General features: G+C 37.6%; 13 protein-coding genes. 6 read left to right on the forward strand and 7 right to left on the reverse strand.

Going from position 1 to position 17,424, the window contains the following annotated elements; all coding sequences use genetic code 11:
• Positions 1 to 132: 132 nt before the first annotated feature.
• On the forward strand, positions 133 to 258 hold the full coding sequence (locus tag ACFIJW_RS09650) for a hypothetical protein (protein WP_375617587.1): 126 nt from the start codon (positions 133 to 135) through the stop codon (positions 256 to 258).
• Between the two features lie 905 nt (positions 259 to 1,163).
• Here ACFIJW_RS09650 and ACFIJW_RS09655 read toward each other — a convergent pair.
• The 5 genes from ACFIJW_RS09655 to ACFIJW_RS09675 all read right to left on the reverse strand — a co-directional run bounded on the left by ACFIJW_RS09655 (position 1,164) and on the right by ACFIJW_RS09675 (position 9,475).
• Positions 1,164 to 2,048, reverse strand: coding sequence for a metallophosphoesterase family protein (locus tag ACFIJW_RS09655; protein WP_375634238.1), 885 nt, complete (start codon positions 2,046 to 2,048; stop codon positions 1,164 to 1,166).
• A gap of 595 nt (positions 2,049 to 2,643) precedes the next feature.
• Entirely contained in the window at positions 2,644 to 4,740 is a 2,097-nt protein-coding gene (locus ACFIJW_RS09660; RefSeq protein WP_375634236.1) for a glutamine amidotransferase, read from the reverse strand.
• Entirely contained in the window at positions 4,737 to 7,535 is a 2,799-nt protein-coding gene (locus ACFIJW_RS09665; RefSeq protein WP_375634234.1) for a DUF4159 domain-containing protein, read from the reverse strand. Before ACFIJW_RS09665 ends, ACFIJW_RS09660 begins: the two co-directional genes overlap by 4 nt.
• Positions 7,532 to 8,443: a DUF58 domain-containing protein gene (locus ACFIJW_RS09670; RefSeq protein ID WP_375617591.1), complete on the reverse strand. Its 912-nt coding sequence runs from the start codon at positions 8,441 to 8,443 to the stop codon at positions 7,532 to 7,534. The genes ACFIJW_RS09665 and ACFIJW_RS09670 overlap by 4 nt, the downstream gene beginning before the upstream one ends.
• Positions 8,444 to 9,475: an AAA family ATPase gene (locus ACFIJW_RS09675; protein WP_375634232.1), complete on the reverse strand. Its 1,032-nt coding sequence runs from the start codon at positions 9,473 to 9,475 to the stop codon at positions 8,444 to 8,446.
• A gap of 245 nt (positions 9,476 to 9,720) precedes the next feature.
• Between ACFIJW_RS09675 and ACFIJW_RS09680 the strand changes: the two genes are divergently transcribed.
• Positions 9,721 to 10,974, forward strand: a complete 1,254-nt coding sequence (locus ACFIJW_RS09680) for a CCA tRNA nucleotidyltransferase (RefSeq protein ID WP_375634230.1) — start codon at positions 9,721 to 9,723, stop codon at positions 10,972 to 10,974.
• A gap of 485 nt (positions 10,975 to 11,459) precedes the next feature.
• On the opposite strand, the gene ACFIJW_RS09685 is transcribed toward ACFIJW_RS09680, so the two are convergent.
• Entirely contained in the window at positions 11,460 to 11,936 is a 477-nt protein-coding gene (locus tag ACFIJW_RS09685; protein ID WP_375634307.1) for a tRNA (cytidine(34)-2'-O)-methyltransferase, read from the reverse strand.
• A gap of 746 nt (positions 11,937 to 12,682) precedes the next feature.
• On the opposite strand from ACFIJW_RS09685, the gene petA reads away from it, so the two are divergent.
• The 4 genes from petA (at position 12,683) to ACFIJW_RS09705 (ending at position 15,933) form a co-directional block, all read left to right on the forward strand.
• Entirely contained in the window at positions 12,683 to 13,231 is a 549-nt protein-coding gene (gene petA, locus ACFIJW_RS09690) for a ubiquinol-cytochrome c reductase iron-sulfur subunit (RefSeq protein WP_375634279.1), read from the forward strand.
• 4 nt (positions 13,232 to 13,235) lie between these two features.
• Complete coding sequence (locus ACFIJW_RS09695; RefSeq protein WP_375634280.1) at positions 13,236 to 14,492, forward strand: cytochrome bc complex cytochrome b subunit; 1,257 nt, start codon at positions 13,236 to 13,238, stop codon at positions 14,490 to 14,492.
• Entirely contained in the window at positions 14,486 to 15,382 is an 897-nt protein-coding gene (locus ACFIJW_RS09700) for a cytochrome c1 (RefSeq protein WP_375634282.1), read from the forward strand. Before ACFIJW_RS09695 ends, ACFIJW_RS09700 begins: the two co-directional genes overlap by 7 nt.
• Positions 15,383 to 15,492: 110 nt before the next feature.
• Complete coding sequence (locus ACFIJW_RS09705; protein WP_375611176.1) at positions 15,493 to 15,933, forward strand: PRC-barrel domain-containing protein; 441 nt, start codon at positions 15,493 to 15,495, stop codon at positions 15,931 to 15,933.
• A gap of 159 nt (positions 15,934 to 16,092) precedes the next feature.
• Here the strand turns inward: ACFIJW_RS09705 and ychF are convergent, their stop codons facing one another.
• On the reverse strand, positions 16,093 to 17,196 hold the full coding sequence (gene ychF, locus ACFIJW_RS09710) for a redox-regulated ATPase YchF (protein ID WP_375634283.1): 1,104 nt from the start codon (positions 17,194 to 17,196) through the stop codon (positions 16,093 to 16,095).
• Positions 17,197 to 17,424 lie beyond the last annotated feature (228 nt).

A 17,424-nucleotide genomic window follows, 5' to 3' on the forward strand; every position in this document is an offset into this window, starting at 1 on the left:
CAAAACCATGTCTTTTGCACGTCAAAAAGAGGGGGAGTCGTGAGATAAAAAACATTAAAGAAAGAATAAAAATGCTTCTTATGAACTATCTTAAGTGCTAAAGGCTGTTGCTACATTAGGGGGTGGCAAAGTATGAGATTTGATACTAGCTTGCTTTTCCATAAACGTGAAGATGGTGTTGCTAAATGGACTTATCATTACATCATTCATAGGTGCCGTCGGGAAATGGGTTTTGGTGCTTTAAAAGATGCTTTTTAAAACCAACATGTGAATTGGCAAGCTAATGGCATTTTATTTTATTTGAAAGATCTCTCATACAATCAACTTTTCTGTTTTGCGGTATCGTAAAATATTTTATTTAATAACAAAAAGATCGCAAAAAAATTCTAAAGCACGTAAAATTACATCCGCAATGTAACTCAATAATAAAATAATTATAAAGAGTATTATAAAGTGATTTATAGGAAAAAATAGAGAGAAAATTAGGAATTTATTGAGACATAAAAAACATTATTACCTATGTCTGTTATCGAAATATAATCTACTATTTTTTATAACTTTTTTAATGTACGATAATAAATGTCGAGTGAAATAGTAATGGATCATTTCAAATCTATTTACGATAAATCAATCAACATCATTTGTTTATGAATCACAAGTAGGTTGGGTTATTGAAATTATATACTTTAGTTATTATTTGGCTTTTTTAGGCATTGATTTTCAGGTATAGACGCTGAATGAGCTTCTCTATTATTCTATAAAATATCATCATTGTAATAATATAAGGATTTTACGCATTAGATGCTTTTGGAGGAGTGTATGATGAAATTCAAAGCAGGGTTTATGTGTAGAGCTTTGTGAAGTAAATCACATGCGCAATTAGCAGCTGGAACCCGTGAGACAAGAATCCGGATTATTTATAAATCAGATGTGGTAGAATTTTCGTTCTTTAGGGCGGGAAGGAAGAAAACCGATAAGTTTGTAAAAAGCTAGTCACATAAGTGGGGCAGCAGATGGAACTGTCTGAGAAAAATTGATCTATTGACAGAGAAGGTGAAACTTTGTCTTTTAAGGAGAAAAAGGGAAATAAGAATTATGATTTTCAAAGGAATATGAAATAAAAATATTTTCGTTTTTTGTTGTTTTGGCAACTATGAAGGTGTTTAAAGATTAATTGTTTCAGTACATGCAATCTCGTTTTGAAGATTGATAATGCTATAACGTTGTAATTGGCAATGCCATTGATTTTGTAAGCGTTCAATGGAAAATAAATTAAAGCCTGCGGGTGGTTTTTTATCACCAAAAGCTTGTGATGCGGAAGGAACACCAACAATAGGAATTTTTTTAATTGGTCCTTCAATGTAATTCAATGTGGGTAAATGAGTATGTCCGTGAAGAATAAGCTCACAACCGTGATATTTGATAACGTCTAGAAAACGTTTTATATCCCGTAGTTTTTTATGCCAAGACGTTGCCTTTGGAAAGGGGGGGTGGTGAATCATGACGACACGAAAAAGGTTGCGCTGTGCTGCTTCCTTTAAAAAGAGCGGTAAAGTTTGCGCTTGCATTTTACCAAAATAGCCAGAAGCTTGAAAAGGCAATGTCGCAATGGCTGAAGAAGCTGCTATGATGGCAACATCTTTGCGAATGCGCATATAAGGAAAGACGCTTTTTTGAGGGATGTCACCTGTAATCCAAGGTTTAAAAAGAGTGCATGCTTTTTGTAAAGCGCCGCGGACATAGGCATCGTGATTTCCAAATGTTAAAGAAATATCTTGAGGTTTTCCTAGGTTAAGTAGCCAACGATGAGCTTGTACAAATTCTTTATCGAGAGCAAGATTTACAAGATCACCAGAGATCACAAGGTGATCAGGTTTTTTTTTGTTCAAGGCATCTATTACAGTTTCTAGGACATCTGTTGCCATCTGACTCTTACGTTTTTTTTGCCAGTTCAGATAACCGGTAAGACGCTTCCCAGAAAGTTCAAAAAGGGAAGGTTGCGGGAGAGGGGAAAGATGTACATCCGATATATGGGCAAGATAAAACATAAAAGCTCGTAGAGGATTAAAAACGATTTAAAGAATAAACATAAGATAAGTTAGTGCTTAAAGGCAAGAAAGATTGTAAAATGAAAATTAGCTTGCAAAAAAGAACGTCTCAAGCGGAATGTTCCAAATAGAATATCCCTAATAAAATATCATTGTGTTGTAGATTCACATATTTGTAAAAAAACATTTCTCAATGCGTTTGAGCTAACTTCACGACGGTACTCGATATTATAATGGAAAGCTTCTGTGAACTATATAGGGCTTACTGTACACTACCATCTCTACACTTATACAAGGTGCAAATAAAAAACATCATACTATTTTCCCCCAATTTTATGAAAATCCTTGCTTTGCTTTAAGAGGATTCATAAGAGGTATTTCACTCTTTTCTTCAATGGTTTCTATCCATACAGCATCTCTTCTAATAATACGCAAGAGAATGTTTTTTATTGTTTTAATATGAGGATATTAGAAATAAGGAGAATTCCACTGTATTTTGAGTTATAAATCAATACGTTATCTAATTACAAAAGACAAGTAGATACGTAAAAAGATAAGCTGAATTTTAAAACTATTATACGAAATCTCAGACTTTTTAACGGCCTTCATAATACCACATGCTGCTCAACAGTAAAAGGTAAGCAAGCAGTGCAAAAAAACCAGAAAATATCGAAAAATAAAAGGTATTGATTAAACGGGTTTCTGTTGCTTCTTTCAGAACAATTGAATGTGCTGGGGAAGAGGACGGACTTGTTTTTGATTGAATCAGCTTAAATGGAGGAAGATGAATGTTTTCTTTTCCTTCAGGGTGTAAACGTCCGATGTAGCCACCAGTGTGCTTAATAATGGGGGCTAGTTTTTCTTGTGTTGAAATCAAGTCAAACAACTCAAGATTATCGAGCATCCCTACAGAAGAAAGTATTGTTAAACCGCCATTTTTAATGGTAAAAATTCCTGTCTCATCAGTGGTCACAGTTGCAGTAAAAAGGCCTTCTTGCTCTTTGGTCAGAGTAATATTTTCTTTTTTTCCAGAGGGAAAGATTATTTCAGCGGGTTCTGGATGGTCTTTTAGAGTTTGGCGGCGAATTGTTAAATGATGATGGCTGCTGGTCGCACTTAATTTTTCTTCCTCAAGTTCTGGTTCTTTCATGAGCCAATGGGCAATACGACGATAAAGAGCAGCATAAGGACCACCGCCTTCGAAACCTCGTGCCCAAAGCCAACTTTCATCAGAGAGCAACATGCCTACACGTCCTTTATCAACATGCGAGAGAAGTAAAAGTGGTTGTTCATCGGCTCCTTTCATGAGGGCGATTCCGTTATTTATGTTTTGAATAGCAATTTGTCGCAACCACTGCCCCCATTGAGAAGCGGGAAGGTTAAGTGTTGCAAGACCCCTTGTGACAGGATGGCGCTCACCTTCTTTGGTTAATGTGGGGCGAAAAGGTTTTTCAATAATAGTTCCATTGGGCAATGCCGGTAAAATGCTTATTAAAGGTGTTTTCGCAAGTGAGTTTTTTTGGGTAAATTCAGGTCCTGTTACCATCAGCAATGCACCACCCTTTTGTACATATTGGGCGATATAATCATAGTAGATTAAGGGGAGAACAGTAGAGTGCTGGTAGCCATCAAGGATGATGAGATCAAAGTTATTAATTTCTTCAACAAAGAGTTTTCTTGTGGGAAAGACCACTAAGGATAATTGGCTTGAGGGCGTATTATCTGCTTTGGTGGGGGGACGCAAAATAGTAAAGTGAACAAGATCAATATTAGAGTCACCTTTCAAAAGGTCTCGCCATGTCCGTTCTCCATTATAAGGAGCACCTGAAATAAGAAGAACGCGTAAATTTTCTCTGATTCCTTCAATAATTGTTATGGCGCGGTTGTTTTTAAAGCTTAGTTCACCTTTGTGTGGATCAGTTATAACTTGGATAATATTTTTTTCAGCATGAGGAAGGCTAATTTCAGTTTGAAAAATCACGCCAGGAGTCACAGAATAATGGCCAATGTCTTGTCCATTGACGCTTAGTGTAATATTTGCTTTCTGTGGTATTGTTTTTTTGGCGGGGCCTTTATCTTCTACCAAAATGGAGAGCGTTTGTGGTTTGTTGACAAGGGCAAAGCGTGGAGGAGAAATAAACTTGATTTGGCGATCAAATTCATCTGAGTGCCCTGTAATCAGGGCATTGAGAGGTGCTTCATGATGAAGGTCTGATAGGTCAGGAATGTCATGCACTTGTCCATCGGTGATAAAAATGGTTCCTGCATAACGAGAGAGCGGTACATCAGATACTGCTTGTGTTAAAGCCTCAAACAAATTCGTTGAGGGCGCATACTGATTATCAGCAAGTTTTCCAGCTTCAATAAAGCGTGGTTCAAATTGTGGATAATGCGCCAATGCTTGAGTTAATTGCGCGCGCGCTTCATCACTGTCGTTTGTACGTGTTCCAAATGTTTGGCTTTTGCTGCGGTCAATAACAATTCCTACTGTGCTTTTCAGTGGTTCACGCTGTTCTTTTATGATCATTGGATTGAGCAAAGCAAGGATGAGGGCGCTTAATGCCATCAGACGAAATAAAGAACCTTGCCGTTGCGTAACAAGACCAACAACGACAAAAAGAATCGATATTCCACTTAAGAACAGAATCCAAATGAGTGGTAAAAAAGGCTGAAAAGTGAAAAATGATATCATTGCCTTCTTTCTCTTTTAAAGCGTTCCAAGAGTGCTGGAACATGAACTTGATCCGCTTTATAGTTTCCTGTAAGAACATAAAGGACAATATTTAAACCTGCACGAAATGCCCATAGACGTTGCATTGGATCATTGGGAACAAGGGGATATTTCCATGACCCTTTTTTATCGAGTGCCCAAGCACCAGCAAAGTTATTGGCAGTAATGAGAAGAGAACTTACATTATCGCCGCTGGCAAGGGAATTTTTATTTTTTTTGTTTGTTGATGAGGATTCAATCCATAAAGGTGAACCACGGTAGAGACCAGGAAAATCTGGCATAATATAAAAAGAACGTGCAACAACATGATCCGTTGATGCTGGCTCAATGGATGGAATATTTAACTCTTTTAAGATATCTCGTAATCTTTGCGTTTCTGGAGTAGCATCTCCTTCAAGATTAAGATTGCTCTTTATCTGATCGCGCGTGTCAAATAAAATTGTTCCCCCATGTTTCATAAAGTTATTTATTTTTTCAAGGCTTTTGGGGGTTGGTATAGGACTCTTAACATCAATTGGCCAGTAAATAAGAGGATAAAAAGAGAGTTCATCTTTATCGAGATCAAGTGCTGTAACAGAGCCGAGGGTAAGCATTGTGCGCTCTGCGATAAATTGACTTAATGCTTCTAGACCACTTTTACTCGTTGTATCAATTTCATGATTATTGGTTATAACATAGGCAAGATGTGTTGCACCAGCAGCTTGTACACTATCATATTGATTTTCTTTCGTTTGTGCATGAAGAGTTGGATCATATGAAAACAAGGCAATAAGACTTATAAAGGGGAGGAGAAACATATTACGCCGTTTCATGAAAGAAAAAATATCTCCTATCCATAAAATGAGAAAATTGTCAAAGGCGAATAATAAGATGGCTAATCCTAAAAGTGGGCCGATAAGATTTTTTTCTTTTGTATCGTAAGATAAAGGTTTTTTATTAAGAGAAGTTGGCAATGATGATTGTTTCATCAAGTGCGACGAATGAGTTAAGAGATTGAGTGCATAAAAATCGTTTTTGACACCATAAAGTCCTGGGGGAGTATGGTAGGAAGGATGGGGTGGATTTTGAGAGTCAAAGATCAAAGGAACAACATCAGAGGGTGGTACTTGTAATTGTCCGTCAACGGCTATAGTTCGCCAAGGGTTTTGTACCACTGTTCTTTTTTCTCTGTGTGTTAGGTTTGTGTTTTCGTTAGAACCTAATGTGATTAATTTTTGCAGCATTTGTGCAAAAAAGCCAGAAAGAGGAAGGTTAGACCATGTTGGGTCAGGAGCAACATGAATGAGAATGAGGGTTCCTTTACCACGTTTTGCTGCGGTAATAAGAGGAGTTCCATCCGAAAGGCTAAGCCACGTTTTTTCAAAAAGATCTGGGGTTGGTTCTGCGAGGATTTGGCGCGAGACAGTAACATCTCCTGGAAAGGGAAGACCAAAGAAAAAGCTATTTTTTGCAAAAGGGGCAAGCTTTTGTGGTTTTGTCCAAGACATAATACTTCCAAGGGAACGTTGACCTGGGCGTAGTGGTATCGGAAGAAGGTTATCGTAATGTTCTGCGCTACTGAGTTTTTCTCCTGCAAAGCGGATGAGTGTTCCCCCTTTATTCACAAAATCAGAAAGTTTTTTTTCTGCTTTTGGGGGTATGTTAACAATGTCACCCATAATCAAAACAGATGGATTTTGTTTAAGCAAATGATCAATATCCGTTGAAAGTTCTCTTCCACCGGCTGTTATAAGCTGTGTATGACCTTGTAAGGCTTTGATAATGTAATAAAATGGAGCAAGTAAAGGCTGTGCCATTTCATTGGTATCGGGTGAGAGAAGAGCAACACGGCTTATCCTGTTATGGCTGTCTACCAAGAAGGTTGCAGCAGCATGGTTTTGATTGTTTATTTTTATCCAAGCGATATCATTGCGTAGTTCAAGTGGTACATTAAAAGGAACAAGTGCTGTTGTTTCTCCTTCAGAGAAATTGTTCGTAAATTGTCCGAGAAGTTGATTATTTGAATCGTAGAGGCTGAGTATAGCGGGAGTGTTACTGTGTGTTGTTGAGCGGATAATACGCGCGCCCATGTTTCCATTGTTATTTTCTATGGATGTTATGCCGGTTAAATCGGAAATATCAGTCAAATACCACAAGAAGTTTCTAGGTTTTAATTCTTCAAGAAGAGCAAAAGCTTGCTCATCTTCATTTGTTTGTAATCCATCACTTAAATAAGCAATATCAAGAGGTTTTCCTTTGGTTATTTTGCTGAGTTTTTTGAAGGCATGCACGCGGTTGACAGGCCAAGGACGCGGTTGCAAATGCATTAAATGCTGTTTTATAATCTTGGCTGGTTGGGGCTCTATATTGGAGATATTATTTTCAGCCGTTGCAACAAGATAAATATTTTTTTGCTGTTTTTCTGCCTGTGCAAGGAGCATTTCAGCGATAGAGATGCGCTGTTTCCATTCTTTTACAGAAACCCAACCATTATCAATAATGAGTGCAAGGGGTTGAGACCCGGAAAAGCTTATTGGTTTTTGATTCCAAGTGGGGCGTGCTAGAGCTATGATAACAAGTGCCGCTATGGTTAAACGCAACAAGAGCAACCACCAAGGTGTATGTTTTGCTGTTTCTTGTTGATGAGTTGGTTTGGGTAAGAAGCGAAAAGGAGGAAAAAGCTCTTTACGCGGAGATGGAGGAGTTATCCGCAACAGCCACCAAATGACCGGTAGGAACAAAAGCCCTAGTAACAGAAAGGGAGCAGCAAAACTCAAAGTGCCCTCCTTTTTTGCAATGGAGAGTCGCTCATTGTATTTGCAAGATGAAAAATGGTCTCTGTTAAAGGTTGATCTGTTGTACTAACGTGATAAGACCATCCTTGGCGTGCGCAAAAATTTACCAATTCTTGTCGCCTTGCGTGATATAGTTTACAATAGTTCTTACGAAGATCTTCTGCTTTAGTGGAAACATGTTTCTCTTTCGTTTCAGGATCCAAAAATTCTGTGTGACCTGTGTAGGGAAAGCTTTCTTCTGCGGGATCAGAAATTTCAATTAAATGAGCTGTCACCTGTTTTGTAGTTAAAACGGTTAAATGTTGGATGATTTTTTCAGGATAGTCGAGAAAATCACTCATTATAATGACATGTGAAAAGCGTGTAATCGTTGAAAAATCCGGAAATAAATTTTCATCTGAATGATTTTCTAAAGCAAAGGCTATTCGTTCTACGACATTGGATGTCATTGTGGGGGACATTAAGTTGGGAATAGCAATATGTTCGCCACTGCGTGCAAGAAGGGATGCCAAGGTAAGGGTAAGAATAGTGGCATGATTACCTTTAGAGATTTTAGAAAAGCGCGAACAGTAATGCATTGATGCGCTCTGATCAGGACAAAGCCAAACGGTTTGTGTCGTTTGCCATTCGTGTTCACGGAGATACGTATTTTCATCACGCGCTGAGCGACGCCAATCAATGCGGGTAATGGATTCTCCTTCCATATAGGGACGAAATTGCCAAAAGTTTTCCCCATTACCGCTTTTACGTTGTCTATGCCACCCGGTGATCAATGTATTAGCGATATGACGCGCTTGTAAAAGGAAATATGGCATTTTGCCAGTATCCTTATGCAGTTCATTTGCCAGCGACAATGGAGGCTTTTGTAAAACTTTTTTGCCAAGAGCCATTCAAAGAGCATCTTTCACAAGGTTATTGATAATATCTTTTACGGTTATATCTTCAGCACGGGCAGAAAAATTAAGAGCCATGCGGTGTTGTAATACGGGATAGGCCAATGCTTCAACATCATCAAGTGAAGGAGCTAAGCGTCCATAATAAAGAGCACGAGCGCGAACACAAAGTGAAAGGGCTTGTGATGCCCGTGGACCAGGTCCCCAAGAAACATAAGTATTAGCAAGGCTATTGTCTTTATGAGGGCGAGATGAGCGGACAATTTTTAAAATAGCTTCAATCACATTTTCTGAAAGAGGCATTTTGCGAACGATATTTTGAATTTTTTGCAATTTTTTGCCGGATAAAATTGGTTTTGCATTTGATTTTTTTTCTTTTGTTGTTTCTAAAATAATCCGTCGTTCTGTTGTAAGGTCAGGATAGTCAATATCGATTTGCATCAAAAAGCGATCCAGTTGTGCTTCAGGAAGTGGATATGTCCCTTCTTGTTCGAGAGGATTTTGCGTTGCAAGAACATGAAAAGGTTGTGGCAAATCATAACGGTTACCTGCAACAGTAACATGATATTCTTGCATAGCTTGTAAAAGGGCTGACTGTGTCCGTGGGGAAGCACGATTGATTTCATCGGCCATGAGAAGTTGCGTGAAAATAGGACCTTGAATGTATCGAAAAGAACGTTTACCGTCTTTATCGGAATCCATAATTTCAGAACCAATAATATCCGATGGCATTAAGTCAGGAGTGAATTGAATGCGTTTTTCATCAAGCCCTAAGACTGTTCCCAATGTTTCAACAAGACGTGTTTTTGCAAGTCCTGGAGCACCGACAAGAAGGGCGTGACCACCAGCGAAAATAGCGATTAAAGCATATTCGATTACCTGATTTTGCCCAAAAATAACTTTGTCAATTTCTTTTTGTAAAATATCCAATTCTTTGTGTGCCGTATCAATATCATCAATAATGACTTGAGCTTCATGATTGATATTGACCTTTTTTATAGAATTGGATGATGGATCATGTTGACTCATATTTCTTCCTTAAGGCGTTTGTCGCAAAAATGGTAATTTTCTCTGCATGATAATGGATATCTTATTGTTTGTAACAGAAAATGAGAAGAAATGAAGTATCATATGCCGTTTTTTTATATTCGTATATAAGAAGAGAAAAGTTTCTTTGGAAGAAATAGACGTGCTTTATAAGGGATGTCTTAAAAAAATTGTTTTATGAAGAGAGTTTTTTAAAGCAATGAAGACAATTTTTGAAAGGTTAAAGGGTGAGTATAAGACAGAACTTCAAACAGGTTGCGTGGTTACAACAAAGTGATATCCAAACACTTCTTCGTGTTTTGTCTGTGGAGGGGGAAGAGGCGCGTATTGTAGGGGGAGCAGTGCGCAATCAACTGCTAGGGCAGCCTATTAGTGATATTGATATTGCAACAACCTGTTTGCCGCAACAGGTTATTGCACGTGTAGAAGAAGCAGGATTTAAAGCTATTCCTACAGGGATTGCTTTTGGTACAATAACAGTAGTTGCTCATTCATGTTCTTATGAGGTTACAACGCTTCGCTGCGATATTGAAACAGATGGTCGTCATGCAAAAGTGGCATTTGGTCGTGATTGGAAAAAAGATGCTGAACGGCGAGATTTTACGATAAATGCGCTTTATTGTGATGCTGCTGGCAACCTTTATGATGATGTGGGAGGTTTGAGTGATATTGCTAGCCGAACAGTTCGTTTTATTGGGGTTGCAGAAGATCGTATTGGCGAAGATTATTTGCGTATTTTACGGTTTTTTCGCTTTTTTGCGTGGTATGGAGCAGGGCGACCTGATGTGCAAGGATTGAAGGCATGTGTTCGTTTAAAACACGGTTTAAAAAAGCTTTCTTCTGAACGTATTTGGGCAGAAATGAAAAAGCTTCTTGCTGCGTTTGATCCAACGCGTGCTCTTTTATGGATGCGACAAAGCAGAATTTTGCCACTCATTTTTCCTGAAACAGAACGATGGGGTATTGATGCAATTCACGCATTGGTGAAGACAGAACAGGCTCTTGGTTGGAAAGTTGATCCATTGTTACGGCTAGAAAGCCTTCTTCCTCCTGATCCCATGCGTCTTCATGAAATGGCACAGCGCTTGCGTTTTTCTCTTAAGGAAACAACGCGATTAAAAGAATGGGCAGAGTTAGAAATAATAAACCAAAACTGTTCTGATCATTTTGTGCAAAAACTGATTTATTTTCATGGACGACAGCCAGTTTTAGATCAATTATCGTTGTCTGTCGCTGCATCACATCTTGATCATCTGGAAAAAAGTGATGCTTTGCAAAAAGCAGAGGGTTATGTCAAGCTTTATCAATTTGCCAAAAAATGGCAAATTCCAACTTTTCCTATTAATGGTAACGATTTAATAAAGAAAGGTTTTACGAAAGGTGTACTTTTAGGAAAAAAGCTTAAAGAGCTAGAAATGATATGGATTGAAAGCGGATTTTTAATGGATCGTCATGCACTATTAGAAAAAATTGATTTATAATATTTCTGTTTATAAACTCACTGTTGTTTATATTTTTTAAGTCAACATATTAATTTATAATAATCATTATTCATGTGAAATAAGAGTTCACAATATTGTAAGGTTATTTCAAACCTGTTCATATTACACCAATCAAAGTTATTGCCTTACACGCCACAAGTGAGGAAAAATGATTACAGAGAGGAAAAATGTCTCTTATGAATCATCTCAAAGATAAGGATTCTCGAAAATGAGAACGAATAAAGAGAATAGTGATAGCGGTTTGCACCTTGTATGACCATAAAGAGGGGGATGTTCACTGGATTTTTACTATGAGGAGTATTTAATCATTCATAGGTGGTGATATGAGGTGATATGAAATGGATGTGCTAGGCACTAAAAAATGTTTATTTTATCAGCACTTAATTGTTGGAAAATAATAGGCATTATACGCTCTAACTATTCTTTATATGTTGTATTATTGTTTTTCGTGATAATTTATGTTTTTATAGGTTACAGTTTCTTTCATGATAACCAATTTGGCGTAATGCTTCTCCTGTTGTTATGGCTACGCTCATGGCGAGATTTAGAGAGCGTGCCTGTGGTTGCATGGGAATTTTCAATGTGTAATCGGCCGCTTCATGAACATAATCGGGAACGCCAGCTGTTTCACGACCAAAAAGTAAAACATCATTTCTTTGATAGCATATCTGCGTATAGCATGTTTTTGCTTTTGTACTTAAAAGCAACAGGCGGCGTTTAAAGTGTTTCATGGAGCTTATAAAATGTTGCCAATCAATGTGTCGTTCTAAGGAAGCATATTCGAGATAATCCAATCCTGCGCGTTTGAGATTACGATCCGACAGATTAAAGCCTGCAGGTTCAATAATGTGCACATGTAAACCAAAGCAAGCGCTAAGACGTAAAATCGTTCCAGTATTACCAGCAATATCAGGTTGGAAAAGAGCTATATGAAGTGTCATGTTCTCTGTAATATGATTTTTCTTTCGACTTTGTAAAGAAGCACCACCGACTTTGTAAAGAAGCACCACAATTTATTCGAAAAATATGCTTTGAGAAATACATGTTTTTTACGGTTAATTTTTATTCCCTTTAAATTTCAGGGAAAAAGTTATGTATACAGGTCTGTTTGGGATCAGAGAGAAGCTCCCTATTAGGGACTTCATTTTATTGAGCAATCCATGAAATGAATTGGCTCATTATGTTGAAAAGTGGGATATTTAATGAGGCTAGATCATCAATTTTAATTAAAATCAACAAAATATGCTTTTTATGCAAAAACAGAGCGAAAAAAATACTCATGCAACCAGTTGGAATTGAGGGAGGGAGAGATGCTGTAAATGTGTTAAAGAAATAACCGATAAGCTCAACTTGTTTACTGAGATATGGTCATAACAAGACTATGTTTCTTTCTTTAGAAGTGTTTATTTACATGCTATCTCTGATTTTCACGGGCGGGGGAGTAATTTTGATTGATTAATATGAATAGGTTTGAAATGAAAAAAACTTACGGTGTTTAGGGATTTCATTCACTCTGTAAAACGATGAATTATCATTATAAAACAGTTTTTTGTATAAACCATATAAATGGCAGGAGTTTTTTACGGGGATGTTTTTATGGTTGAGGTAACTGAGTGATCAAGCATTGTACAATGGGAGAGGGTATGGTAAAGAATGTTTTAGCAAAGTATCTCTTTAAGTTAAGGACATGGGTGAGCAAACGAGGCGGGATTTTCTGTTTTTGGTAACAGCTGTTGCAGGAGCAGTTGGAATGGGAGCGGTTGTGTGGCCTTTTATCCGTCAGTTGCGTCCAGATGAAGCTGTTTTGGCATCTTCCTCTGTTGAGGTTGATCTTTCTGGTATTGAAGAGGGGATGGAGGTAACGGTAAAGTGGCGAGGACAGCCTGTTGTTATTCGAAATCGTACGGCAAAAGAAATTGCTGATGCGCGCGCTACTGAATTGAGACTTCTAAAAGATCGTCAAGCGCGCAATCCTAATCTTGAAGGTGAAAAGGAAGCAACAGATTTTGCGCGTTCAGCAGGTAAAGGACGTGAAAATTGGCTTATTGTTATTAATCTTTGTACGCATCTAGGCTGTGTAACACTTGGGCAATCGGGTAAATTTGGAGGATGGTTGTGTCCCTGTCATGGGTCTGTTTATGATACTGCTGGAAGAGTGCGGTCAGGTCCAGCTAACTATAATTTGACTATTCCACCTTACCAATTTCTTTCTGATACTTTGCTCAAAATAGGATAAAGTCATGATAAGGTTTCCTCCTTATTGTCCTAAAAGTGCTCTTGCCCGTTGGTTTGATAAGCGTTTTCCTCTTCCTCGTTTTTTTTATAATGCATTTGTGAGTTTTTCTGTTCCGCGTAATCTTAATTACTTTTACACATTTGGCGGTATTTTAACCATTATGCTTTTATCACAGCTCTTGACTGGTATTGTCTTGGCTATGCATTATGTTCCGGATATTCATTTGGCTTTTGAAACTAGTGAACGATTTCGGCGTGAAGGGCAGTTTGGTTGGCTTTTTCGTCCATGGCATTGTGTAGGCTCTTCGTTTTTTTTTATTGCTGTTTATATCCATTTGGCACGTGGACTTTATTATGGTTCTTATAAAAATATGCGAGAAATGGTATGGGTTACAGGTATTTTTATTTATATCATCATGATGGCAATAGCATTTTTTGGTTATGTGCTTGTTTGGGGGATGATGTCTATTTCAGCGGCTTCAGTGATTGCAGGGCTTTTAAAAACGATACCTTTGGTGGGGATATGGTTGCATGAGACACTTCTGGGTGGTTATGTCGTAGGACAACCAACGTTGAATCGTTTTTATGTTTTCCATTATGTTTTATCATTTATTTTGCTTCTTTTTGTGGGGCTGCATATTTGGGCAATTCATTGTGTTGGGCAAGGCAATCCAACAGGTCTTGCTATACAATCAGATAAGGAAACGGTTCCATTTTCGCCTTATGCGCTTATCAAAGATATTTTTGCTATTACTGTTTTTCTCATCTTCTTTGCCTGGTTTTTGTTTTATATGCCCGATTATATGGGGCAGGCTGAAAATTATAGTGTGGCAGATCCTTTAAAGGCACCTCTTCGTGTGGTTCCAGAATGGTATTTTTTGCCTTTTTATGCGATGCTTCGTGCTATAACTTTTGATATTGGTATTTTCTCTTCAAACTTTGTTGGTTTTGTTTTATTCGTCAGTTCGATTTGCATTTTAATTTTTGTGCCATGGTTAGACCGCTCTAAAATATGTTCAGCAAGATATCGACCTGTTTATAAAATTTTCTTTTGGGCGTTGGTTATTGATATCGTTTTTCTTGGTTGGTTGGGGTCAAGAGAAATAAGTGACAAAATTCTTTTATGGACACAATTGGCTACAGTTTATTATTTTATATTTTTTTTGGTTATTTTGCCGATTTTGCCAGCGTTTGAAAAAAATTGTTCTCTTCCTTCTTCAATTATGCAAGATTTAAAACAGAAAAAAAAGAGACTATGGTAAATGTTTTTGTCGGGCTGGTTGTTATTGTTGCTATGAGTTTTTCTGCTCAGAGTTTAGCGAGTGATGCCTCTGATCAGGAAGAGGGATTTATTTCTTTTCCTTTACAGGTTCCTAAAAAACAAGAATGGAGTTTTTCAGGTCCATTTGGGCTTTATAATAAGGCGCAATTAAGGCGCGGATTAAAGGTTTATAGACAAGTTTGTTCCAGCTGCCATGGGCTAAAATATGTGGCTTTTCACAATTTAAAAGATCTTGGGTATGATCAAGAACAGATCAAAGCTTTGGCGGAGCAATATGAAGTGCGCGATGGTCCTAATCGAGAAGGAAAATTTTTTAAACGTGCTGGGATTGCAACGGATTATTTTCCTTCTCCCTTTTCATATGAAGAAGAAGCAAGATTTATTTTGAATAGTGCTTATCCTCCAGATTTGACATTGATGGCACGTGCACGTGGGGTATCTTTGCCGTTTCCTGCTTTAATTACTGATGTATTGACTCATTATGATACAGCTGGTCCAGATTATATTACGGCTCTTTTAACAGGATATCAGAAGGCACCGAAGGAGATAAAAATTGCGAATGGTTATTGGTATAATCCTTATTTTATTGCCGGTAATTCTTTAACTATGGCTCCTCCTTTGAGTGATGGTATGGTTTCTTATGAAGATGGGACCCCAGAAATCATTGAACATTATGCGCGCGATGTTTCTGCTTTTTTGATGTGGGCTGCCGATCCTCATATGGAAATTCGTAAAAAAACCGGTTTTCGTGTTATTTTATTTTTAATCATTTTTGCAGGGTTTGTTTATATTTTAAAAAATCGTATTTGGTGTGGTTTAGAAGAAGAATTAGAGAAAGAAATAAAAGACGAAATAAAGAGAAAAAGGTAAAGCGACAAGGCTCAAAAGAGTATAGAGTATAAAGAGCATAAGGAACAAATCTTTTTATGATGCATTGAGGTTTTATAAATTAAAAGCAAAGTAAAAATGGAGATGTTAAAATGAAAAAAATTGCATGTACTACTCTTATGTCAATTTTGATGGTTTCTAGTACTTATGCTCAGTCTTTTGAAGTGCCTTCAAAACCTGAAATGATCTCTTCGACGGGTATTGTACAGGTGGGGATAGATAAGTCTGTGCGTTATGTGACACCTTTAGCAACGGATTTTGTTGCTTCCAGTCTTATAGGCGCCAATGTATATAATATAGAAGATGAAAATATTGGTGAAGTAAAAGATATTATTTTGCGTGAAAATAATATTGCAGGATTTGTTATTGCTGTTGGTGGTTTTCTTGGCATAGGCGAGAGTTATGTGGTCGTTTCTCCAGAAACAATCCAGATGACAAATGATTATGGTAAATGGAAACTCATTACAAATGCAACAAAAGATTCTTTAAAGAACGCTCCAACATTTAAATACGAAGGGCGTTGGACACGCTAATTTTATATTTCTATTCTTTAATGGATCAAGCTGTTGCTATCACAATCATATGCTAGCAACAGTTTTTTTGTTCTAAAAACTCTTGAGAATTTTTGCGACAAGATTCCAAGGAGCGATTACCAAAGTTTTCAAGATAAACTATTAAGACAGAGTGAAGATTTAAGTATTATGTTTAAATAACATGATATCGCCATCTTGCACAATGTATTCCTTTCCTTCATCGCGGGCTTTTCCTGCTTCCTTTGCACCGCTTTCTCCACCCAGAGCAATATAGTCATTATAGCTGATGGTTTGGGCACGAATGAAACCGCGCTCAAAATCTGAATGAATAACACCAGCTGCTTGGGGAGCTTTTGTACCACGCGTAATTGTCCATGCTCGCGTTTCCTTAGGCCCACAGGTGAAGTAAGTAATGAGATCAAGTAAATGGTAACCAGCGCGAATGAGGCGATTGAGACTCGGTTCAAAGAGTCCTAGAGCATTGAGATATTCTGATGCTTCAGCATCACTCAGTTGTGTAATTTCCGCTTCGATAGAAGCAGAAATGATAATGCTTTGCGCATTTTGCTCTGTTGCCATTTTTTCAACTGTTTGGGTAAAGCTATTTCCATGAGCGGCGTCATTTTCGCTTACATTACAAACATAAAGTACAGGCTTGGAGGTTAAAAGATTCAAACTCTTAAGAATGTGGTGTTCATCGGAAGAAATATCTTTGAGTAATAACCGGACAGGGTTTCCCTGTTGCAGTATGTTTAATGCTTTTTCTATAATAGGTAAAATTGTGAGAGCTTCTTTGTCTTTTCCGGTTGCTCGTTTACGGATTTGTATGATTCGTCTCTCAAGACTTTCAAGATCCGCAAGCATGAGTTCAGTTTCAACCGTTGTCGCATCACAAACAGGATCAATACGTCCCTCTACATGGGTAATATCTTCATTTTGAAAACAGCGTAAAACGTGGACAATGGCATCGACTTCGCGAATATTGGCTAAAAACTTGTTTCCTAAACCTTCGCCTTTTGAAGCTCCTCGCACAAGCCCCGCAATATCGACGAAGTTAATGCGTGTAGGAATCATTTCTTTTGAACCAGCGATTGATGCAATTTTTTCCATTCGTAAATCTGGAACAGCAACTTCTCCGGTATTGGGTTCAATGGTACAAAAAGGATAATTGGCAGCCTGTGCAGTGGCTGTTTTTGTTAATGCATTAAAAAGAGTTGATTTCCCGACATTAGGTAATCCGACAATACCGCATTTAAAGCCCATGAGCGTCTTTCTTTTCTATTAATTTTATGGTCAAGATAAAGCTTCCTTTTTATAGCATATTTTCAGAAGAGTTATAGTCTTGGTCTTGCGATAAGTGAGAAAAAAGTCTAAAGTAATAGGTATCTACTTTTTTACCTTAGTTCTTCTTACCTTATTGTTCTCCTTAGTTAAAAGGATAAGAAAACTTCGAATTAATGTTAATATTGTGCTAAGTTTTTCATGGTATGC

The organism is Bartonella sp. MM97QHHN, assembly GCF_042194285.1.
In the GTDB taxonomy this organism is placed as follows: domain Bacteria; phylum Pseudomonadota; class Alphaproteobacteria; order Rhizobiales; family Rhizobiaceae; genus Bartonella.

Coding starts and splice junctions, on each gene's coding strand:
- ACFIJW_RS09655 (WP_375634238.1), bottom strand. CDS start 2,048: ATGTTTTATCTTGCCCATATATCGGATGTACATCTTTCCCCTCTCCCG.
- ACFIJW_RS09685 (WP_375634307.1), bottom strand. CDS start 11,936: ATGACACTTCATATAGCTCTTTTCCAACCTGATATTGCTGGTAATACT.
- ACFIJW_RS09660 (WP_375634236.1), bottom strand. CDS start 4,740: ATGATATCATTTTTCACTTTTCAGCCTTTTTTACCACTCATTTGGATT.
- ACFIJW_RS09700 (WP_375634282.1), top strand. CDS start 14,486: ATGGTAAATGTTTTTGTCGGGCTGGTTGTTATTGTTGCTATGAGTTTT.
- ACFIJW_RS09705 (WP_375611176.1), top strand. CDS start 15,493: ATGAAAAAAATTGCATGTACTACTCTTATGTCAATTTTGATGGTTTCT.
- ACFIJW_RS09675 (WP_375634232.1), bottom strand. CDS start 9,475: ATGAGTCAACATGATCCATCATCCAATTCTATAAAAAAGGTCAATATC.
- ACFIJW_RS09695 (WP_375634280.1), top strand. CDS start 13,236: ATGATAAGGTTTCCTCCTTATTGTCCTAAAAGTGCTCTTGCCCGTTGG.
- ACFIJW_RS09650 (WP_375617587.1), top strand. CDS start 133: ATGAGATTTGATACTAGCTTGCTTTTCCATAAACGTGAAGATGGTGTT.
- ychF (WP_375634283.1), bottom strand. CDS start 17,196: ATGGGCTTTAAATGCGGTATTGTCGGATTACCTAATGTCGGGAAATCA.
- ACFIJW_RS09670 (WP_375617591.1), bottom strand. CDS start 8,443: ATGGCTCTTGGCAAAAAAGTTTTACAAAAGCCTCCATTGTCGCTGGCA.
- petA (WP_375634279.1), top strand. CDS start 12,683: ATGGGTGAGCAAACGAGGCGGGATTTTCTGTTTTTGGTAACAGCTGTT.